The sequence below is a fragment of the Paenibacillus phyllosphaerae genome (assembly GCF_014192105.1).
Classification (GTDB): Bacteria; Bacillota; Bacilli; order Paenibacillales; family Paenibacillaceae; genus Paenibacillus_Z; species Paenibacillus_Z phyllosphaerae.
The window spans coordinates 272,541-293,467 of the sequence record NZ_JACHXK010000005.1; the positions used below are offsets into that span (position 1 = coordinate 272,541).

At 56.3% G+C, this 20,927-nt stretch carries 18 protein-coding genes; 4 read left to right on the forward strand and 14 right to left on the reverse strand.

What is annotated here, in order from left to right; genetic code table 11:
• Positions 1-436 precede the first annotated feature (436 nt).
• The 3 genes from FHS18_RS13690 to FHS18_RS13700 all read left to right on the forward strand — a co-directional run bounded on the left by FHS18_RS13690 (position 437) and on the right by FHS18_RS13700 (position 3,352).
• The gene (locus FHS18_RS13690; RefSeq protein ID WP_246427631.1) at positions 437-1,510 is read left to right on the forward strand and encodes an ABC transporter substrate-binding protein; all 1,074 of its coding nucleotides are present in this window, start codon (positions 437-439) and stop codon (positions 1,508-1,510) included.
• 121 nt (positions 1,511-1,631) lie between these two features.
• Complete coding sequence (locus tag FHS18_RS13695; protein WP_183600624.1) at positions 1,632-2,558, forward strand: ABC transporter permease; 927 nt, start codon at positions 1,632-1,634, stop codon at positions 2,556-2,558.
• A complete protein-coding gene (locus FHS18_RS13700; RefSeq protein WP_183600625.1) occupies positions 2,558-3,352 on the forward strand; it encodes an ABC transporter ATP-binding protein in 795 nt (264 codons plus the stop codon). Before FHS18_RS13695 ends, FHS18_RS13700 begins: the two co-directional genes overlap by 1 nt.
• 121 nt (positions 3,353-3,473) lie before the next feature.
• On the opposite strand, the gene FHS18_RS13705 is transcribed toward FHS18_RS13700, so the two are convergent.
• The 13 genes from FHS18_RS13705 to FHS18_RS13765 form a co-directional block, all read right to left on the reverse strand.
• Positions 3,474-4,007 (reverse strand): hypothetical protein, encoded by a 534-nt coding sequence (locus tag FHS18_RS13705; RefSeq protein WP_183600626.1) that lies wholly within the window; start codon positions 4,005-4,007, stop codon positions 3,474-3,476.
• Between the two features lie 118 nt (positions 4,008-4,125).
• Positions 4,126-5,331 (reverse strand): MFS transporter, encoded by a 1,206-nt coding sequence (locus tag FHS18_RS13710; protein ID WP_183600627.1) that lies wholly within the window; start codon positions 5,329-5,331, stop codon positions 4,126-4,128.
• Complete coding sequence (locus tag FHS18_RS13715) at positions 5,331-5,783, reverse strand: MarR family winged helix-turn-helix transcriptional regulator (RefSeq protein WP_183600628.1); 453 nt, start codon at positions 5,781-5,783, stop codon at positions 5,331-5,333. The genes FHS18_RS13710 and FHS18_RS13715 overlap by 1 nt, the downstream gene beginning before the upstream one ends.
• A gap of 170 nt (positions 5,784-5,953) precedes the next feature.
• A complete protein-coding gene (gene abc-f, locus FHS18_RS13720) occupies positions 5,954-7,921 on the reverse strand; it encodes a ribosomal protection-like ABC-F family protein (protein WP_183600629.1) in 1,968 nt (655 codons plus the stop codon).
• A 376-nt stretch (positions 7,922-8,297) separates the two neighbouring features.
• Entirely contained in the window at positions 8,298-9,599 is a 1,302-nt protein-coding gene (locus FHS18_RS13725; protein WP_183600630.1) for a 6-phospho-beta-glucosidase, read from the reverse strand.
• A gap of 18 nt (positions 9,600-9,617) precedes the next feature.
• Positions 9,618-10,601 (reverse strand): N-acetylglucosamine kinase, encoded by a 984-nt coding sequence (locus FHS18_RS13730; protein ID WP_183600631.1) that lies wholly within the window; start codon positions 10,599-10,601, stop codon positions 9,618-9,620.
• A gap of 13 nt (positions 10,602-10,614) precedes the next feature.
• Positions 10,615-11,619, reverse strand: coding sequence for a LacI family DNA-binding transcriptional regulator (locus tag FHS18_RS13735; protein WP_343060537.1), 1,005 nt, complete (start codon positions 11,617-11,619; stop codon positions 10,615-10,617).
• A 553-nt stretch (positions 11,620-12,172) separates the two neighbouring features.
• Positions 12,173-12,634 carry a hypothetical protein gene (locus FHS18_RS13740; RefSeq protein WP_183600633.1) on the reverse strand — a complete coding sequence of 154 codons (462 nt, stop codon included), beginning with the start codon at positions 12,632-12,634 and terminating at the stop codon, positions 12,173-12,175.
• Positions 12,635-12,733: 99 nt separating this feature from the next.
• On the reverse strand, positions 12,734-13,840 hold the full coding sequence (locus FHS18_RS13745; protein ID WP_183600634.1) for a GerAB/ArcD/ProY family transporter: 1,107 nt from the start codon (positions 13,838-13,840) through the stop codon (positions 12,734-12,736).
• Positions 13,840-14,988, reverse strand: coding sequence for a GerAB/ArcD/ProY family transporter (locus FHS18_RS13750; RefSeq protein WP_183600635.1), 1,149 nt, complete (start codon positions 14,986-14,988; stop codon positions 13,840-13,842). Before FHS18_RS13750 ends, FHS18_RS13745 begins: the two co-directional genes overlap by 1 nt.
• A 28-nt stretch (positions 14,989-15,016) precedes the next feature.
• Complete coding sequence (locus FHS18_RS13755) at positions 15,017-15,250, reverse strand: hypothetical protein (RefSeq protein WP_183600636.1); 234 nt, start codon at positions 15,248-15,250, stop codon at positions 15,017-15,019.
• Positions 15,251-15,252: 2 nt separating this feature from the next.
• Entirely contained in the window at positions 15,253-16,455 is a 1,203-nt protein-coding gene (locus FHS18_RS13760; protein ID WP_183600637.1) for a Ger(x)C family spore germination protein, read from the reverse strand.
• A 3-nt stretch (positions 16,456-16,458) separates the two neighbouring features.
• Positions 16,459-17,985 carry a spore germination protein gene (locus tag FHS18_RS13765; protein WP_409348558.1) on the reverse strand — a complete coding sequence of 509 codons (1,527 nt, stop codon included), beginning with the start codon at positions 17,983-17,985 and terminating at the stop codon, positions 16,459-16,461.
• 193 nt (positions 17,986-18,178) lie between these two features.
• Here FHS18_RS13765 and FHS18_RS13770 point away from each other — a divergent pair, with 193 nt between their 5' ends.
• On the forward strand, positions 18,179-19,807 hold the full coding sequence (locus FHS18_RS13770; protein ID WP_183600639.1) for a glycoside hydrolase family 9 protein: 1,629 nt from the start codon (positions 18,179-18,181) through the stop codon (positions 19,805-19,807).
• Positions 19,808-20,289: 482 nt separating this feature from the next.
• On the opposite strand, the gene FHS18_RS13775 is transcribed toward FHS18_RS13770, so the two are convergent.
• Complete coding sequence (locus tag FHS18_RS13775; RefSeq protein ID WP_183600640.1) at positions 20,290-20,817, reverse strand: YceI family protein; 528 nt, start codon at positions 20,815-20,817, stop codon at positions 20,290-20,292.
• Between the last annotated feature and the right edge of the window lie 110 nt (positions 20,818-20,927).

The window sequence follows — 20,927 nt, forward strand, 5'->3', positions numbered from 1 at the left end:
ATAGGCCAAGACGCAAGGTAAACGTGGGCTTATTGATCACTTTTATGCTAGTATAGAAGTTAGGGATTTCGGCTTCATCTCACTCCTCGAGGATGAAGCCGGCATCCCTTTTTTGTTTTGTGATGGTGATCGTTATTCACCTTGCAAGAATAAGAGGAAAGTGAACGACAATAATCACAAATGTCGATATTATTAACAGTTATTAACAATATTTATCTATGATTGACGAAACTTTAGGTGGGCTTTAATATTATATTAATTATTAAAATTGCATACATTGGCGGCAATAGATTCGTAATTACAGCATGCAAAAGACATAGTTTACTTCCATTAAGAACGACTAGCTTTGCATTCTTTTTTACTTCTTTGCTTTTATGGGCAAAAGCGTTAATGCCTCGCCGCCGTATTGCGTCAATTCAGAGAGGGGTAGAGCAAGTTGAAAAAGACGACCTGGTTAGCGCTAGTTATGTCCGCCGTCCTCCTTATCGCAGGCTGCGGAAGCAAGAACGAGAATAACAGCAATGCAAGCACGGACACGAGCAATGCCGGCACGGCAACCGAAGGCACCAACACCGGCGGCGGCAATGCCGATCAGCAGTCTTATACGATCGCGATCTCCCAGATCGTCGAACATCCGTCCCTTGATGCAACACGTGAAGGCTTCCTGGCGGCGCTGAAGGACGCTGGCCTCGTAGAAGGCGAGAATTTGACCGTCGATTACGAGAACGCGCAAGGCGACCAAACGAACAATAACACGATCGCGCAGAAAATCGCGGGCGACAAGAACGACCTGGTATTCGGTATCGCAACGCCTTCCGCGCAAGCACTCGTGAAGAACGTTACCGATCGTCCGGTGCTGTTCGCAGCGGTAACCGATCCGCTGGGCGCCAAGCTCGTGAGCAGCCTGGAACAACCGGGCGGCAACGTGACGGGCGCTTCCGATACGAATCCGGAAGCGACAACGAAGCTGGTTGAGTTCATCGCAGCGAATTTCCCTAATGTGAAGAAAGTCGGTCTGGTCATCAACGAAGGCGAATCCAATGCTGTCGTGATGGCAACCAAAGCCGAAGAAGAACTGAAGAAACACGGCATGGAGCTGGTCAAAGCGCCAGTGACGAATACATCGGAAGTCAAGCAAGCTGCCGAATCGCTTATTGGTCGCGTAGATGCATTCTACATTACGCTCGACAACATGGTCGTAAGCGGCGTAGACGCGATCCTCCAAGTGGCGAAGAAGAACCAATTGCCGTTCTTCTCCAGCGACCGCGACACGGTAGAGAAGGGCGCATTCGCGACTGTCGGCTTCAAATACTATGACCATGGCTACCAAGTTGGCCAGATGGCTGTCGAGATTCTGAAGAACGGCAAGAAACCTGCCGAGATGAACGTCATGATGCAGGACAAGCTGGACCTGATCATCAACGCGAAGGTCGCGGCGGATTACGGCATTACGGTAACGGACGAAATGAAGAACGCCGTAACCGACCAAGCCGAGAACCTGATTCAATAAGCAGTTGCAGCAGAGGGTGAACGTCCTTGAAGTTCACCCTTTTGTTGTTCAGTCGGGGCAGGCGGATCAGATGCCTCGCGACACCTACGATGACTCACAAAACTCTCAGGAGGTTCAACCCATGCTCAACTCTTTGACCGGAGCGATTGAGTCCGGACTGCTGTATGCGCTCATGGCGCTCGGCGTCTACATTACGTTCCGCATTCTCGACTTTCCGGATTTGACCGTAGACGGCAGCTTCGCCACAGGCGGCGCCGTAGCGGCCATCCTCATTACGAACGGCACGCCGGTGGCGCTTGCCGTGGTCGCGGCGTTCTTCGCCGGCGGCATAGCCGGCGCGATTACCGGCCTGCTTCATACGAAGGGCAAGATCAACGGCCTATTGTCCGGTATTCTCATGATGATCGCGCTCTATTCGATCAATCTGCGCATTATGGGCCGTCCGAATATTTCGATCCTCGATACGGAGCCGTTGTTCTCCTCGATCGATAATATTTGGGTCAAACTGATCGTCATCGCGATCTGCGTCTTCCTGGTCAAATTCCTGCTCGACGGATTCCTGCGCACCGATCTCGGTCTGTCGCTGCGCGCCACAGGCGACAATGCACGGATGATCCGCAGCTTCGGCGCGAATACCGATACGACCAAGATTCTCGGCATCAGCCTCTCGAACGGCCTCGTTGCGCTCTCCGGCGCGCTGATCGCCCAACAGACCGGATTCGCCGACATCTCCATGGGTATCGGCATGATCGTTATCGGTCTGGCTTCCGTTATTATCGGCGAAGCGATCTTCGGCGCGCGTACCGTCTTCTGGGCGACGCTCGCAGCCGTGCTCGGCTCGATCATCTACCGGATCGTCGTCGCGTTGGCCCTCCGCGTGGAATGGCTCGATGCGTCCGACCTGAAGCTGATCACCGCGATTATCGTTATCGTCGCGCTTATGGTGCCGACCATTAACCGCTCGATCAAGCAAAAATCGCTGGCGAAAAGACGTTCCGCCGAACTCGCTGCGCAAGCAGCAGCACCTAGAATGGGAGGTCCGCGCTAATGCTACAGCTATCGAACGTATCCAAGCTCTTCTTCCCGGGCACGCCCGATGAGAAGGTAGCGCTGGTCAACATTAACCTGAAGCTCAACCCTGGCGATTTCGTCACCGTCATCGGCAGTAACGGCGCAGGCAAATCGACGCTCATGAACGTCATCTCCGGCGTCATGACACCGGACCTCGGGACGGTGCAGATCGACAAAAACAATATTACCGGCCTTCCGGAGCATCGCCGCAGCCAATGGGTCGGACGCGTATTCCAAGATCCGATGGCCGGTACCGCGCCGAACATGACGATTGAAGAGAATCTCTCCATGGCGCATGCGCGCGGCAAATCGCGCGGCTTGTCGCTGGGCGTAACCCTGAACAAACGCAAGTTCTACCGTGAGCAGCTGCAGCGTCTCGGACTTAATCTGGAGAACCGGCTGCGCGCCAAAGTAGGCCAGTTATCCGGCGGCGAGCGCCAAGCGCTCAGCCTGCTGATGTCGACGTTCACGAAGCCGCAGATTCTGCTGCTCGACGAGCACACGGCCGCGCTTGACCCGGCACGCGCCGAGGTCATCACGAAGCTGACGGAGAGCATCGTGCGCGAGATGAACCTGACGACGCTCATGGTCACGCACAACATGGAGCAGGCGATCCGCCTCGGCAACCGTCTCATTATGATGGACAAAGGCCGGATCATCCTGGATGTAAGCGAAGATCGGAAGAAAGACCTGACCGTCGAGCAGCTGCTCGGCGAGTTCGAACAGATCAGCGGACATAAGATGTCCGATGACCGGGTTGTTTTCGGTTAATTCTATCGATAAGCATAATGAGCAAGGAGCCCTGGCACGAATGCCAGGGCTCCTTTTTTTGCTGCCTGCTATGGAATTAAAACGTGCCCGCGCTGTTGGAGACTTCGCTTGCCGCCTCGCCTTATCTTGCCTTATGTCTGGACCTGGACGGGATCGAGAATGTGCTGTTCTCCGAATAGGGAAGCCGAATCTGATCATTAGGCTCTTTCATAGCTGCGGCCTGCCATCGATAATAGCCATAGATGAGCAGCGACACGCCGAGAATGACGAAATAATATTGCCACGCCTTGATATTATGCAGCGTGGCTACGCCTGTGCGGGCCAGCAGCGGGAAGATGGCGAATGAAAACAAGGCGTCGGTCGCTATATTGGCCAAGCAATAAATCCAGAACCGCTCCGCCGTGAAGTAGAAAATCCAGAAGGTGCCCACCGCGAAAATCCCGTAAGCAAAGCTGATATCGATCTGATTGCCCCAAGGCACAATGTACTCGTGGATTTCCCACCATTGATACCGGTAGGCGATCATGAAAATAATCGTCATGACGAAACACGTGAACACGACGACGGGCATATATCGTTTAATCGATCCTCTGCGGGCGAGAAACAAGCTTACCCAAGGAAGGAGAAACAGCAGCCATAGCATACCTTTGATCATGGTTGCACCGCCTTTTGGTTGTGAGCTTTTCCCCCGTCGTAGGTTGCGCACTTCATGGAAATTGTATGCATACGGCAAATAACCGGATCGCTGAAAGGACCCGGTTATCCTGATGGTGTTATCCGTTGGACGCCACGGCTGCAAGCGCCCGCTCGTTCTGTCTGCGGTGATACAGCAAGTAATACGCAATCGTGGAGGCCGCGACGACGAGCCCTGCGATGAAATACATCGTGTGGTACCCGGTGTTGGCCGAGACGATGCCGAGTACCGACGACCCGATTCCGTATCCCCCGTCGAACATCAGGAAGAAGGTACCGGTCGCAAGGCCGCTGCGATGCGCCGGGGACGATTGGATCGCGATCGTCTGATAGCTTGGGAATAGTGCGCCATAGCCCAGACCGAGAATGGCCGCCGCCACGAGGAATAGCGTGAGCGAATGAGCGCCGCTCAGGGCGAACATGCCGACCGTGAAGAGCGCAAGCCCCGGGTATACGAGTATATTCGGACCCGAACGGTCGTACAGCTTGCCGGTGAATGGACGCGACAGCACGATCATCAGCGCGAAGACCGCGAAGAACACGCTCGCGTAAGCGCTCAAGTCGAGCGATTTGGCATAGACGGACAGGAAAGTCGTAATCGCGCCATAGGAGAAGGCCAGCACCGCGCCGGTCAGTCCGATCGGGAGCGCCTTCGGCTCGATGAATTGCCGCCATCCGCGCAGCGCGTCCTTGTCGCGGAGAACGGCCGCAGGAATTCGTACGCTTAATCCGCAGACGAGCGCCAGCATCGCTAATACGAAACAGGTGCCGAACAGCACCATATTGGAGCCGGCTTCGGTAATCATGAGGCCAATCGCGGGACCTACGACCATCGCCAGACTCATGAACAAGCTATAATAGCCGATGCCTTCTCCTTTGCGCTGCGCCGGTACCAGATCCATCGCAATCGCGCCGATCGCCGTCGCGCCAATGCCGAAGCCGATGCCATGGACGAGCCGCAGCACGAGCAGCACATAGTAATCGTCCACGAGCATGTAGAGGCCGCTGCACACGAAAAAGAGGCTAAGCGAGATGAGGACAAGCGTGCGTCTGCTGTATTGGTCCAGCCATTTGCCCGCGAGCGGCCGGAAGATCAGCGCGGCTACGACGAAGGTGGTCATGACCGGACCGATCTTGCCCTGGCTTCCGCCGAGCGTATCTGTAACGAAGATCGGCAGCGTGACAGCCAGAATATAGAACGTCATGAATAAGAAAAAGCTGCTGAAGCAAATCGCCAGAAAATCGCGGCTCCACAGCTTAGGCCTGTCTGCAAGTTGTTGTTGCATTAGGATTGTTCCCCCATTTCTTGAATCGCCTCTTCGGCGGCGTGCGTCAGCTTCTTGAGCAGCCTGCGCAGCAGCGCAACCTCCTCCTCGGTCATGCCATCCTGCACGAGGCGAATCACTTCATTCTCAATCGGCAGCAGGGTTTCGTTCAGCTCCCGGCCTTTGGGTGTAATGAACGCCAGGAAGGATCGGCGGTCAGCCTCATTGGCTTTGCGCTCCGCCAGTCCTTTGCGCTCGAGCTGGTCCAGAATCCGCGTAATGTTGGTCTGGTCCTTCTCCGCCCGGCGCGAGAGTTCCTTCTGGCTGATGCCATCCTGCTCATACAGCCGGTTCAGTACGCTCCACTGCTCCGTCGTAATGTCATATGGCTGATAACGCAGCGCCAACAGCAACGTAAGCCGCCGTCCCGCGTGATTCAGAATAAAGCCTAGCGAATCGTCGATATGATGCATTCCGTTCACTCCAACTCAATTAGTTGCTATAGCAATTATATGATGACCAACTAAATGTGTCAATGTATTGTCCGGCAAGGTGACCTTACCCTTTCTACTATTGGCGCAAAAATAAACCGACAGGGCTTAGCCGCCCCATCGGTTCTCATTGTCACACCTTATTCGCTGCTCTATTCGAGCGCAGGCTCCTCCAACTCCATCCATTGCTCGAAGAGCCGATCCAATTGTTGCTGCGCAACTTCACGCGCGGTCCAGAGACGGGCCAGTTCTCCCGCATCAGAGGTTCCACCGGCGATCGCCAGCTGTTCATCCAGCACAAGAAGCTGTGCTTCCGCCTCCGCAATGTTCTTCTCCAATCGCTCCCGGCGGCCTTGCTCGGACTTCGTAGCCTTGGCAGCCATTCTTTCCGCGGCGCGTTCTTCATCCGAATGATTAGCAGCGGCTGATGAGGCAGTCGTTCGTCCAGCGCCTCGGCCTGAGCTTAAGTCAGGCTGCTCCACGCTCCCTTGCTGCTTGCGCAACGCCACGTAATGATCGTAATCGCCATGATAGACCGTAATTCTGCCCTGTTCCAGCTCCCAAATCTTCTCCGCCAGCCGGTTAATGAAATAACGATCGTGCGTAATCGCCAGCAGCGTTCCCGGATATTCCTCCAGCGCCTCCTCGAGCGCTTCGCGGGAGGCAATATCCATATGGTTGGTCGGCTCGTCGAGAATGAGCAGATTGGGCTTCTTCAGGACGAGCAGCGCCAGCCGCAGACGCGTCCATTCGCCGCCAGACAGCTGCCCGACTTGCTTGAACACATCCGCGCCGTAGAACAAATATCGGGCCAGTCTCGACCGCGCCTCGCCTTCTTCCATGCCGGCCTGCTCCCGGTAGTACCCGAGCACCGTCTGACGCTCATCCGCCCTGTGCTCCTCCTGGGCCAGATAGCCGACATCGACCCGTGCGCCCAGCTCGAGCTTGCCGCTGTCCGGCTGCTCCTGTCCGAGCATCAGCTTGACCAAGGTCGATTTGCCGGCCCCATTGGGTCCAAGCAGCATGATCCGCTCGCCGTACTCCAGCAGACCGTCCGCTTGCCGCAGCACCTGCTTCTCCCCATAGGCCTTGTTGACCGCTTCGAAATGCAGCACGCGCTTGCCGGAGCGATCTGCCTGCTGAATACCGAATTCCGCATGCCGCCGATCCATAACAGGGCGCTTCAGCTTCTCCATTCGGTCGAGCGCCTTCTGCATCGATTGCGCGCGCCGGAAGAACTTCTCGTTGCCGCCGACCCGGCCCCATTCTTCCAACTGGCGAATCGTTTCCTTCATCTTCTTCATCTGCTTCTGCTGCTCTTGGAACTCGGCGAACTGGCGGAGCAGCCGCTCTTCCTTTTCTTTCACGTAGCCGGTGTAATTGGCGTGGTAGACCGACGTTTCGCCGTCTTCCAGATCGATGATCTTCGTCACCACCCGATCGAGGAAGGTACGATCATGCGAGACGATCAAGCATGCGCCCGCATAAACGTTAAGAAACTGCTCCAGCCATTCGACGCACGCCATATCCAGATGGTTCGTCGGCTCGTCGAGCAGCAGCAGCTCCGGGCTCTGTACGAGCAGCGCCGCTAGGCCAACCTTCGTCTTCTCGCCGCCCGACAGCGTCGCGAAGGATCGGTCATAATAGGCGCGGCTGATGCCAAGCCCCGTCGTCACTTGATCAATTCGGGCATCCAGCTCATAGCCGCCTGCCCGCTCGAACCGTTCCTGAAGGGAGGCATACTGGCCAAGCAGCGACTCCAATAGATCGCCGTCTGCGACAGTCGCCGGTTCAGCCATCCGTAGCTCCAGCTGCGTCATCTGCGCCTTGTCAGCCATTACGGCCCGGAACCCGGAAGCCAAAGCCTCGTAGACGGTGATCCGTTCCCATTCATCGGGGATCTGGGCCAAATAACCGATCTTCATCTCCTTGCGCACCGTGAGCTGGCCTTCATCTTGCTTCTCCGACTTGGCGATCAGCCGCAGCAGCGTCGATTTGCCGCTGCCGTTGCGCCCGACGAGCCCGACGCGCTCGCCTTCGTGAATCTCGAACGTCGCATTCTCGAGCACCAGCTGCGCCCCGTGGTATTTCTTCACTTGCTGACTATTTATAATGATCATCGTTAGATCCTCCTAAGTGATGGAGAGACGCTAACTACCCGTATTAAGCCGATATTTAAAGCAAAAAGAGCCGCGGGAAAATCCCCTGCGGCCCCTTATGGATCATCGATCCTTAATAAGGTGAAGGTAGGCATCTTCTCTCGAATGGTGAAACCGTATAGGCAAATTTGGACAGACTTCTCCCGTCTTGCGCAAATGCATGCACTTTGCCAGACATGATATGGATCAGCTGGCTTACACGGTTGTTCACCTTTTGGATATTCATCCTACCTTCACCTCCTGAATGAAAAAGTCAATTGATCAGCGCACCATCGGCGCAGTCTTTCTTACCTTACCACATGATTCATAATAATGGCAACTTCGCTTGAGCCTAATTTCATGCGAAAAACTGCGGCAAATACGCTTTGTTCTTCTCCAGCATCTCATCCAGCAGCACCTTGGCCACCCGTACCGACGGCACGAGCGGATGGGCTACCATCGCCTGCAGTGCAAGCGCGCGGTCACCGGTAACGGCGGCCTCGATCGCCAGCCGCTCATAGGTCTTCACCGCTTGGATGAGTCCCTTCGCCTGCTCCGGCACGCGGGTAACCGGCAGAGCAAGCGGACCGTCAGCCGTAACGACGCAGTTCACCTCGATGCAGGCATCAGCCGGAAGAAAATCGAGCGTCCGCCCGTTCGCGACATTCAGCGTCTGGATGTCCCGTTTGTCGTTGTAGAGCGATTCCATCAAATTGACGGCCGCTTCGGAATAGTAAGCGCCGCCCCGTTGCTCCAGCTGCTTCGGCTTCTCGCGCAAGTTCGGATCGCTGTACAGCTGGAACAGCTCATCCTCCACCTTCTTGACCACCTCGGCACGGGTTCCGCTTTTTCCCAACGCCTCGAGCTGCTCTTCGAGCATCGCATCGGGCATATAGAAGTATTTCAAATAATACGAAGGCAGGGCGCCCAGCGACTGCAGAAACTCGTGGTCCCACTCGGTCGCCGGCACATTCTTGCCCGAATATTCCTCGCGCTTGTCGAGCAGTTCCGGCAGACGGTTCACGCCTTCCACCTCAATCCGGGTTACCCAGTGCAGATGGTTCAAGCCGACGAATTCCGTATAGATTTTGCTTGACGGCACGTCGTATTTGGTCCCCAGCCACTTATGAAGCCCGATCGGCGCATTGCAGAGGCCGATGCTCTTCACGCTCGAGTAGCGGCTGATCGCTTCGGTCACCATGCCGGCGGGATTGGTAAAATTGAGCAGCCACGCCTGAGGGGCCAACTCCTCGATGTCCCGGCAAATATCGAGCAGCACCGGTATCGTCCGCAGCGCTTTCATCATCCCGCCCGGTCCCGTCGTCTCCTGGCCGATGACGCCGTGGGCATTCGGGATATGCTCATCCCACTTGCGCGCCTCCAATAGGCCGACGCGCATCTGCGTCGAAACAAAGTCCGCGCCTTCGATTGCAGCGCGGCGGTCGAGCGTCAGATGAACCTCGATCGGCAGGCCCGATTCCGCGACCATCCGCTTCGCCAGTTCGCCTACGATCGCAAGCTTATGCCGGCCCGCTTCGATATCGACCAGCCACAGCTCCCGCACCGGCAGATGCTCATAACGTTTGATGAAGCCCTCTACGATTTCCGGCGTATAGGAAGAGCCGCCGCCGATCACCGCGATTTTGAGTCCTTTGCCCATGCTCGTCACACCCTCTTCTTAAGATATGGAGATCGCACTGTACTCCGAGACCGTGCGCAGCTTCTCGTACACCTGCTCCGGCAGCGGCTGCCCGTCTGCCTCGAACGCCAGCCAGAGCGCCCCGATGACAGGTTCCGTCTGCAGCCGGACGATCCTAGCCGCCGGCGCTGCCGCCTTCACCGCGGCCTCGATCGGGTCCAAGACGAACGAGCCCTGCCCACGGGTTACGATACTCCCGGCCAGCACCACATCGAAGGCCTCCCCCGACATGCCCAGCCGATCGATCACCGCGCGAGCCGCCACGCCCAGCTCCTCGCCCTGAATCCGCAAGAGCCGCTCCGCTACCGCATCGACATCTTGCGCTGCCTGGAACACCAGTCGCGCGACATCGATCGGAACGGCCTTTTCGTGATCGAGGTAGTCGTCGAACATCGCTTGCACCGTCTGGTAGCCGAGCCGCTCCAGCAGCAGCCCCGTCAGCTTCGTCGGCTGTTCGCGTCCATCCCAGGCGCGGATGACCGACCGGAACGCTTCCCGGGCGAGTGTACCTCCGCCGGCGAAATCGCCGAACAAATAGGAGAAACCGCCGCATTGGTAGAACGTCCCTTGCGGATTCTTCCCCGCGCTGTTCGTTCCGGTCCCGCAAATGAGCACGACGCCGTAAGGACGGTCCGTTCCCGCGCGCATCGCGATCATCGTATCGCCGGTAATCTCATAATGCGGGAAGCCGAGGCCAGCGATCAGCGGCCGGAGGATTCGGTAATCGATCTCGCGATCCGCCCCCGCCAAGCCGAAACAGGCAAACGTAATCTGTTCCCGCTTCACATTCGCCGCAGCCAATGCCTCCTCCACCGAGGCGGTAATGTTCCGTTTGGCCTCTTCATAGCCGGTCTGGTGATTGCCATTGCCGCTCGCGCCTTTGCCGACTATACGGCCTGTTTCGTCAGCGATAAGCGTATACGTCTTGCTTCCGCCTGCATCGACGCCCAAATAATAGTTCAAGCGACTCTCTCCTCTACTGTGGACTGCTGCTTCCCTGTCTTACCGGTGCCGTCGATTCGCGCACGATCAGCTCCGGATCCAACTGCACGGTGACGTTCTTCTTCGCCGGTCCGTTCATCGCTTCCATGAGCAGCTCTACTCCTTTGCGGCCGATAAGCGCCGCCGGTTGGCGCACCGTCGTCAGCCGAGGGCGGAATTGCGAAGCGAGCAGTTGATCATCGTAGCCGACGATCGAGACATCGTCCGGCACGCGCAGGCCGTTATTCTTCAACGCATCCATGACGCCGAGCGCGATATGATCGTCGGAGGCGAATACGGCGCTCGGCAGCCGCCCCGCATCGATCCACCGGGTGGCGATCTCATAACCGGACGTAACGGAGAAATCCCCGCTTTCTAGCGCAAACGGCACAAGTCCGGCTTCTTCCATGGCGAACAGGAAACCCCGTTCCCGCTCCCGGCTGCTGAGGAACAGATCCGATCCGCGAATATGCGCAATACGTTGATGTCCCAGATCGATCAGATGCCGCGTCGCCTCGTAGCCGCCCTTGAAATTATCGACGATCACCGAAGAGACGGACGGATTACGGTGCTGATTATCGAGCATGACGAACGGAATCTGCTTTTTCTTCAGCTCCTGCACGAACTTCTCCTCGCGCACCGGGGAGAGCAGAATAACGCCATCGACCCGATCCTCTTGAAAAATCGACCCGCCTCCCTCGTCCGCTTCCTGCGTGACCGACAGCGCCAGATAATAGCCCTGTGCCGCGAGCAGCGCATTAATTTCCCGCACGATGCGGTCGAAGACCGAATCATGCAATGTCGTCAGCGCAAGGCCGATAATGCCGGTTCGGCCGCGAGCCAGACTGCGCGCCGCGGCATTCGGCTGATAATCGAGTTCCTTCATCGCCTTCAACACCTTCTCGCGGTTCTTCGGCCGGACCGATTCCGCGTTGTTCAGCACGCGCGATACGGTTACCACCGACAAGCCGGAGCGCCTTGCGACATCGAATATGCTCACCTTCAATTTCGTTCATCCTCTCGCTACAATCGATAAGCGTCCTCACCAAAAGTTTAAACGCTTTAACTTTTATGTAAAATAAAAATGGAGTTCCTCTAATGGATACGAGATGCCCGAACAACCCACCTCTGTCTAGTTCGATATTAGACAAATCAAATTCATACCCGGTCCACAAAAGTTAATGCGCTTTAACTATATGTCACTCATTATAGAGCACCGACTCCCTGTGGGCAAGGGGCAAAAGAATAGCGTACAACCAAAGAGCTTTTATCGCTCCATGCTGCATTCCCAATCTCTCGATTGGGAACGCAAACCAAAGAGCTTTTATCGCTCCATGCTGCATTCCCCATCTCTCGATTGGGGACGCAAACCAAAGAGCTTTTATCGCTCCATGCTGCATTCCCAATCTCTCGATTGGGAACGCAAACCAAAGAGCTTTTTATCGCTCCATGCTGCATTCCCAATCTCTCGATTGGGAACGCAAACCAAAGAGCTTTTTATCGCTCCATGCTGCATTCCCAATCTCTCGATTGGGAACGCAAACCAAAGAGCTTTATCCACCATATTTAGCCAACCATTCGGCCTGCCACGCCTCCATTGGCTTGCCGGTCACTTCCTCCAGCGTCCGGCCGTCCAATGAGCGGCTCGCCTCCTCCGAGGATTCACCCGGCGGGAACGAAATGCCGCCGATCGGCTTGCCGCCGCTCAAGAAGACCGAGACATTGATTTCCCCTGCGCCGAGCGGATGTCCGGTTACGACATACCGCTCGATCTCGACGGTTTGTCCGACATAAGGGGTCGGATCGACCTCCTGCAGCGCCCAATCCTTCATATAAGGCATCGAGGCGAGCAATCTTCCGTTCAGGACGTAACGGACGACCCCGCCTTTGTGCGATACAACCGTGTAGCCCTTGCTCGCCAAGAATTCGCTTGCCTCCGGCGATCCCTCATCCGAGCCGCCCGAGCAGCCTGTTACCAGCGCGAGCAGCATAAGCAGCGGAACGATATATTTCATCGCTAACATTCTCCCTTCATCGACCTGCAGCCGTGTTTACGCTTTCCCCATTGTAACGAAAGCAAGCCGCAAGTAGAAGAGGTTTCTCCGTGCGTCCTTCTAGCCGCCGCTCTTCCCGCCAAGGGCGCTACCCCTGAATCGGGCAACGAGTAGCAGGAACAGCGGAAGCGCGATCGCAAAGGTGCCCGTCGCCAGGACGTAGACCTGGTTGATAGCGAAGAAAGCGATAATATTCGGCGCGATCAAATCGGAGAAAACGATCAGGATCATAGCCATCGGGAAGGCAAGCGGCTTGTACTCCTTCAACCCCATCGCCTGCGCGGTGCCAAGACAGATGCCGTAGAAGCAGGTCGTCAGTTTGAAGTAAATCGAGAACAGCCAGATGATCGCCATCAGCGCTTCAATGCGCTGCAGGAACTCGCCGAGCTGAATTTTTTTGGCCAGCAGATAACTGGGATAGATGGCGTCCTTCGTCATCACTGCGCCGAAGGTCGTCAGCGATAAGAAGGTGACCAAGCAGAGCAGCACGCCGCCGATCGCGCAGCCCACCAAGAAGTTCCGGCGAATTCGCTCGGCACTCTCGACATAGGGGAAGATCATGTACATCGCCGCAAGCTCCAGGAAAGGGACCGCGATAAAGATTATCGAGCCCCGAACAACCGGCTTGATGCCGCCATAGAGAACGGGTTCGACGCGTGCGATTCGGCTCTCGGGCAAGACGAACAGAATGAGGAGCATGAGCATCAGCATCACCCATGGCGCCGAAATCTCCGCCGTACGGCCGATCGTCTCGATCCCGCCCCTCACCGCGCGGACGACGATGACGAGGAACAGCATGTACACCACATGAATCGGCGTGTTGGGCAAAATTTGCGTTTCCATAAAATCGCCGACCTCCCGCAGCAGCGTGGAAGCGATGAGCAGCAGGAATCCGAATACATAGAGCAACGACACAAAGCCGCCAACACGGGAACCGAGCAGCTGCCGCAGGATCTCCACCAGCGTCATTGCCGGAAACTTGCGCTGCAGCACCGTATAGAAAACGATGATCCCCAGTCCCACCAGCAACGCAAGAATGGCGGACAGCCAGGCATCCTTCAGAGCTTCTGACGCGATAAGCGCCGGGACGAACAATACCGTGTCTCCGATCGTGAAGAGACCGGCCAGCACCGTAAATTGCAGATTGCCGATTCGCCCCTGTTCCATCAACGCGGCTCTCCTTTCTGCGGCAGCGCCCCTTGCTCCTCACTGGAGCGGCTCCGCTTCATCTTCTGCCGAACCAGCTGAACCAGCAGCAGGCAGAGGGGCAACCCGACGCTGAACGTCCAATCGAACAAGGGGTATACCTGCCCGATTTCGCTAATCCCGATGACGCTGGGGGCCAGAAGATCGGGCAGCACCATCAAGATCATTGCAAGCGGCAGCGTCAGCAGCCGGTAATCCTTCAGCTTGAACAGTTGGGCGGCCCCCAGACATGTGCCGTAGAAGCTGATGATCAGCTTGAAGAACAAGGTGAACAGCCACGTGATCGCCATTATGACCTCGATCCGCTGCAGAAACTCGCCGAGCTCGATTTTTTTGGCCAATAGATAACTCGGATAGATGCTTTCCCTCGTAATGACCGGACCGAAGACGGTAAGACAGAAGAAGATAATGACGACCAGAATGAGGCCTCCCATCCCCGATCCAAGCAGCAGCGGCTTGCGCAGCCCCTTCCCTTGCCTTAACCTGACGAATGGCATCACCATATAGAAGGCTACGGGCTCCATGAAAGCGTAGGCCAAAAAAATATACATCCCTGCCAGTATAGGCTTGATCCCTTCCGCCATTACTGGCTCGATGTGATACAGCCGGCTTTGCGGCACGACGAACATGATCAATAAGGTAATCAGCATCACGACCCACGGAAACACGATTTCCGCCGTTCTCGCGATCGTCTCGAGGCCGGAACGCACCGCTTTGACGCTTATGACGAGAAACAGCAAATAGATGAATTGAACCGGCGTATTGGGCAGCACATGGGTCGTCATGAAATCGCCGAGCACCCGCAGCATCGAGGCCGCCAGCAAGAGCAGATAGCCGAACAGAAAGAAGAACGACACCGCCCCGCCCAGCCAGCGCCCAAGAAGGTTCACCGACACATCCACTAGGGTCATAGCCGGGAAGCGCTTCTGGAAGGCCGCGTAGAACCATATCAGTCCTAGTCCCGCCGCAACGGTCAACAATCCGGATATCCAGGCATCCTTACCGGCTAGCATTGCCGTGGACCCCGGCAGCACCAGAATGGTATCGCCCAATACAAACAACACCATCATGATCATCAGTTGCTGCGCGCTAATTCGTCCCCGCTCCATGTCCATGGGGCCTCCTTAAGTTACACGTTTATTGCAGCATCGCGAAGATTCGTTCCGCCAGCGGTCCATAGATGACCTCCAGCCATTGATAAGGGCTCGGCAGCGGTACGGCCAGCGCATGCAGCACGCAAAGCGTAATGCCTATGGCAAGGAACATAAGGAAGATGACCGCTTCCTTCTTCCTCTGCGCGCGGAGCAACCGAGGCAGTTCATAGCCGGCGAACAGCAACCCCGCGCCGAATGAGGCAAGCACTCCCCACATGGCTATTCCTCCTGTTCCTGCAGGAAGGATCTCGATTTCGTACCGACCCTGCGAATGTTCCAATCCACGTGAATGACCGGCTCCAGCTGCTCGAACAGGTCGGTCCATTCTTCGCGGTGCTGCTTCCAATAGCGGGGCGCTTTGCGCTCGACGAGCTCTCCGAAGCCGAAGATATCGGAGTGGAACTGCTGCCCCCGCTTGATCGTATCCTTCACAATCATAACCACTTTGTAGCTGGCCAGCTCGCTAAGCTTCACCAGCGACTCCTCCTTATTCAGATCGAGCCCGCAAGTCTGTTCATTCACGTCCGCTTCAATACGAACGTTAAGATGAATTTCCGGCTTGTCCTTCACGAACTTCACCTTGCTCTTCGTATCCGCGCGGATAATGCGGAACGAGGTATACTGCTTCGGTCCGCACTGCACGAAACCAACCGTACGCACGACCTCGTTGCGGATATACTTATAGCCTTTGCTCTCGTTTTCGTTCAACCAACCCACGAGCTTATCTCCCCGGAATACGCCGAGCGAAGTATACGACAGCCGTGCCAGATCGCTAATATTCTCGATGTTCTGCTGCGTAGCCCCTTTATCGGGGTCGCCGTCGATCCGAATGCCCGTCAAGACCAGCTGCTTGCCGCCAGTTACCAGATCGTCGATCAGCTGAACCAGATGCATGCCGGTCACCGGCGCCCATTCCTTGCTGCTCGTCTCCAGCGCGCTGAACATCTTGTTGCCGGGAATCTTGTTGATGGCCGTGAAGATGCTTAGCACGTTGTTGGCCGTCGTCTTCCGCGCCAGAATGATATAAAAGTCGGTTCGCATCTGCCGGTCGCGCGAGATGAAATCCATGACTTTGCCTATGCCGTCCTCGCGGGCCAATTTCTCGCCGACCACCACCATCCGGACATGGGAGAGATAGAGCGGATACGGCGCCTTTACGCTAAGGCGACCAATGGCATCATCCACCGTCACGCCTTCGGCCTCATAAGCGACCACCGGAGCAGACCCGCTCGCCGTACCGGTTGCGCGGGCCACCTCGTTCGGATCGAGCACTTGAATCGTTACGAGAATTTTATCCCCCTTCTTATCGAAGCCCATCGTCGAGACAATCGATAGGTCGTTGAGCTCATGCCGGTCCCAGCAGCCCGGAAGCAAGAGAAGCATCGCTGCGGCGAACAACAGTCTGCATGCTAAGCGTGTCATCCGCTACTCCTTTCCGGAAGGCTTCGGTACGGGGGGCCTTTGACGGGTCTGATTGCGATTCACGAGTGACAAAGGACGCTTGAGCATTTTCCAGATCGGCGCCCGGAACCATACCCCGTCCTTTTGATCGGCCATTATGAATGGCGCATAGGGTTTCAGATAAGGCACCCCGAAGGAACGCAGCGTGTTCAGATGCAGGATCACGTAGGTAAGGCCTACGAAAATGCCATAGAGACCAAACATGGCGGCGAGCCCCATTAATGAAAACCGCAGCAGGCGGATCGGCACCGCAAGACTCGAATACGGGATAACGAATGTCGTAATGGCCGTAAGCGATACGATAATAACCATGCCCGGCGAGACCAAGCCGGCTTGAACGGCCGCCTCGCCCAGTACGAGTGCGCCGACGATGGAGATCGCCTGACCGATCGCTTTCGGCATGCGAAGACCCGCTTCGCGGAGCAGCTCGAAGGTAATTTCCATGATGAGCGCCTCGACGAACACCGGGAACGGTACGCCGGAACGCGACGCCGCAATGCTAATCAGCAAGCTGCTGGGCAGCATCTCTTGATGAAAGGAAGTTATGGCGATGAAGGCCGCCGGGGCCAGCATGGCGATGAACAGCGCGACAAGCCGCAGCGTACGAAGGATCGAACCGATATCCGCCCGCTGATAATAATCATCCGGTGATTGCAGGAATTGAATGAACAAGGCCGGCACCAAGAGGACAAACGGCGTCCCGTCCACGATGATCGCTACCCGTCCTTCCACCAAACCGGCGGCAACCACGTCCGGCCGCTCCGTATTAAACACCGTCGGAAAGTAGGTGAGCTGCTCCTCTTGAATGAACTCTTCAATGTTGCCCGATTCGAAGATCGCATCGATATCGATTAGGCTAAGGCGGTGCCGGACTTCGTTCAACACTTCGTCCGCTACGATACCGTCCATATAAACGATAGCCAGATCGGTCTGCGTCAACCTTCCGACCGTCTTGTACTCGACTTGCATCGTGGTGGATTTAATTCTGCGGCGCAGCAGACCAATATTGGTCTTAAGCGTCTCCGTGAACGCTTCTTTGGGTCCGCGAATGACGTTCTGCGTGGAAGGCTCGTCGACGCTGCGCTCCTTCCATCCCTTCGTATCGAGGCTCAATGCCGTCTGGTCGCCTTCGAAGAGCAGCACCGAATTGCCGGTCAGGAACGCTTTATAGAGCGATTCGAGGTCTGTAATCTCCTCCACGTCGCCGATATAGACGATATGTTCTTTGGCCCGTGAAGCGAGGGGGATTTGCCCTATGCCAAGAGGCATATCCGCGAGCATCAGCGGACGAAGCACCATGCTCTGTATGGCGTTGGCATCGGCCAGGCCATCCGCATAAATAATCGCGGCGGGTACCTCCCCGCTGCGGCCAGCTTGAAATTCCCGTATGATGATGTCGCCGCTCGTGCCGATCGCCTTGCGGATGACGGTAAGATTGCGGTGAAGAGAATGATCTAGCGGTGCTCGCTGCTGCGTTGTCAATCGTCTCACCTCTCAATACAAAAAATGGGAAGGTGCTATTACTGTTACCAAAACCGTCTATGGCTATGAATGAATGGGATAATTAGGATTGACAGACACGATTAAGTTGTGGCTATAATGGGAGCAGATTGATCGTGAACGCGCGTTCACAACGTTAATTGGCCTGTTACTGGCAGGCCAATATAGGGAGGGCGAGCGAAGTGTGGTAGACGCGAATCGAATTCGTTCCATTACTGTTAATCAAATCGGGTACCCGCAAGAGGGCAGGAAGCTTGCCGTATTCACGGCCGAAGGTTCGTTCCAAGTCCGGGAGGCCGCAAGCGGCAGCCTCATCCATCTCGGTGCGACGCAGCCGCTCGCATATGATGAAGCAAGCGGCCAAGCCGTGGCCTTCGGCGACTTCAGCGCCGTGAACCAACCCGGCCGTTACTATATTGAGCTCGAAGCAAGCAAGGCGCGTTCCGCCGTGTTTACCATTGCCGCGAGCCCCTATGAGGACGTTCATCTTGGATTGTTGAAAGCGTTCTATTATTACCGATGCGGCACCGAGCTGACCGAGGAGTTCGCCGGACCTTGGGCGCATGGCGCCTGCCACCTTGCGGATGGCACGATCCACGGCGATCCTTCGCGCAGCCAAGATGGCTGCGGCGGATGGCACGATGCCGGCGATTACGGCAAATATGCCGGGCCGGGAGCCAAGGCGGTCGCCGATCTGCTGCTTGCGTTTGAATGTTATCCCGGCGCGTTCCGCAAACCCGTGCCGCTCCCGGAAACGGACGGCTTCATGCCGGACGTGCTGCATGAATGCCGCTATGAGCTGAACTGGCTGTTTAAGATGCAAGACCTTGTGTCCGGCGGCGTCTATCACAAGCTGACGACCCCTCACTTCCCGCCGCTCGCTACACGGCCGGAGGATGACCTGTCCCCGCTTGTGTTCTCCCCGATCTCGGCGACGGCGACCGGCTGTTTCGCAGGGGTAATGGCCATGGCGGCTCGCGTCTACCGGCCATACGACGAGCCTTTCGCCCTGCGATGCCTGCAAGCGGCGGAAGGGGCCTGGGCTTGGCTCCGTGAGCATCCTGACGTGCCGGGCTTCAAGAATCCACCGGATATCAGTACCGGCGAATACGGTGATAAGCAAGATATCGACGAGCGCTATTGGGCGGCCTGCGAACTCTATCGGACGACCGGCCAGTCCGTCTATCATGAGGCGCTTCAGGCTTATAGCCGCGAGGATTTTTACAAATACGGCCTAGGTTGGGCGGATATGAGCGGTTACGGCACCATCGCCTATCTGCTCGGCGGTGACGACCAAGCCGATCCGGCTCTTTATGCTTCGCTGCTCGACGGACTGCGGCAGGAAGCAGATCTTCTTACCGTCCAATCCGAGCAGGACGGATATGGCCTCTCCCTGCTGCCTAGCCAATATATCTGGGGCAGCAATATGCTCGTCATGAACCACGCCATGCTGCTGCTCTTCGCCTACCGGCTGCTAGCTGACCGCCGTTACGAGGAGGCTGCCCTCTCGCACGTGCACTATTTGCTCGGCCGCAATGCGATGGATACCAGCTATGTGACGGGCTTCGGCGACCAGGCTTACCGTAATCCGCACTATCGCCCTGGCGTCGCCGACGACATCGAGGAACCGGTGCCCGGCTTCGTCTCCGGCGGCCCGAACGCCGGACTGCAGGATGAGTGCGCGAAGGCTCACCTGACAGGCAAGCCGCCGGCGCAGTGCTTCATCGATCACGAGGACAGCTATGCGACGAATGAAGTGACGATCTATTGGAATTCGCCGGCGCTGTTTGTCGTTTCCCATTGGGTGAGGTAGGGGCGTTGCCCCTTGGACCCCTGGATTAACATTTAGGGTTATCACCCTTTGAAACCCATTTTTTTCACCTCGCCCCTTCCCCCTCCATTGGAGGGGAACCAGAGGGCAACTGCCCAGCTTATGCTTCCGAAGTGAGTTTTCCATCCGGAAAACTCTGAGGACACCCGTAAGTAGCGTGGAACGTAGCGCGGCCGTCTTCGGTCTGTTCTTTCGTGGGTGGCACGCTTTTGTCCTGGCTGAATCTTGCATGGCGATTGGACATGCAGATTCAGCGAGGACAAAGCTACGGCTTCGAGCTTCGTTCGCGGCTTTGATGCCTCGGGTGGAGACTTGGCACGTTGGTGCGCCCATGTTAGCAACAGCTGACACTCGCTTGACGTCCACTTTGTGGACACGCTTTACTTAATTACAATGAAAAAAGGCAAGTGATCCATCCATGGACCGCTTGCCTTCTCTGTTGTATCTATATAAAAATCCCGCGCTTATGCTCCTGCGATCGCTTCGATGTCGAGCGTGAATTTCACCTCGTCGCCGATCAGGACGCCGCCTGTTTCCAACGCCGCATTGTAAGTGAGGCCATAGTCGCTGCGCTTCAAGCTGCCTTTGGCGCTGAATCCGACCTTCGCATTGCCCCATGGGTCTTTGCCCGTGCCTTCGAACGATACTTCGAATGTCTCTTCCTTCGTGACGCCATGCAGCGAGACGTTGCCCGTCACGTCATACTCGCCATCATCCGTCTTCGTAATCTTCGTCGCTTGGAATACCAGCTCCGGATAGGTCTCTACATTGAAGAAGTCCGGGTTACGCAGGTGAGCGTCACGATCCGCATTGCGCGTATCCACGCTCGCCAGATCGATCTTGAATGAGATTGCCGCGTTCGACAGATCTGCCGGATCCGCCTCGATATCCGCGCTGAATTGATGGAACGAACCTTTTACCTTCGCGATCATCATATGCTTTACCGAGAAATCCACGCTGCTGTGCGCCGTATCTACCGTCCATTTTGCCATTATGAATAACCTCCCATATTAAGTTACTATTAATTAGTCACTAACTAATCTGCATGTGTTTATTGTAGGGTTAGTGGTTCACTTTGTCAATCTACTTTAAAAAATAATGT

Bases quoted from the DNA above. Each gene is read 5' to 3' on its own strand.
- FHS18_RS13695 (WP_183600624.1), top strand. From the start codon at position 1,632: ATGCTCAACTCTTTGACCGGAGCGATTGAGTCCGGACTGCTGTATGCG.
- FHS18_RS13700 (WP_183600625.1), top strand. From the start codon at position 2,558: ATGCTACAGCTATCGAACGTATCCAAGCTCTTCTTCCCGGGCACGCCC.
- FHS18_RS13705 (WP_183600626.1), bottom strand. From the start codon at position 4,007: ATGATCAAAGGTATGCTATGGCTGCTGTTTCTCCTTCCTTGGGTAAGC.
- FHS18_RS13710 (WP_183600627.1), bottom strand. From the start codon at position 5,331: ATGCAACAACAACTTGCAGACAGGCCTAAGCTGTGGAGCCGCGATTTT.
- FHS18_RS13715 (WP_183600628.1), bottom strand. From the start codon at position 5,783: ATGCATCATATCGACGATTCGCTAGGCTTTATTCTGAATCACGCGGGA.
- abc-f (WP_183600629.1), bottom strand. From the start codon at position 7,921: ATGATCATTATAAATAGTCAGCAAGTGAAGAAATACCACGGGGCGCAG.
- FHS18_RS13725 (WP_183600630.1), bottom strand. From the start codon at position 9,599: ATGGGCAAAGGACTCAAAATCGCGGTGATCGGCGGCGGCTCTTCCTAT.
- FHS18_RS13740 (WP_183600633.1), bottom strand. From the start codon at position 12,634: ATGAAATATATCGTTCCGCTGCTTATGCTGCTCGCGCTGGTAACAGGC.
- FHS18_RS13745 (WP_183600634.1), bottom strand. From the start codon at position 13,840: ATGGAACAGGGGCGAATCGGCAATCTGCAATTTACGGTGCTGGCCGGT.
- FHS18_RS13750 (WP_183600635.1), bottom strand. From the start codon at position 14,988: ATGGAGCGGGGACGAATTAGCGCGCAGCAACTGATGATCATGATGGTG.
- FHS18_RS13755 (WP_183600636.1), bottom strand. From the start codon at position 15,250: ATGTGGGGAGTGCTTGCCTCATTCGGCGCGGGGTTGCTGTTCGCCGGC.
- FHS18_RS13760 (WP_183600637.1), bottom strand. From the start codon at position 16,455: ATGACACGCTTAGCATGCAGACTGTTGTTCGCCGCAGCGATGCTTCTC.
- FHS18_RS13775 (WP_183600640.1), bottom strand. From the start codon at position 20,817: ATGGCAAAATGGACGGTAGATACGGCGCACAGCAGCGTGGATTTCTCG.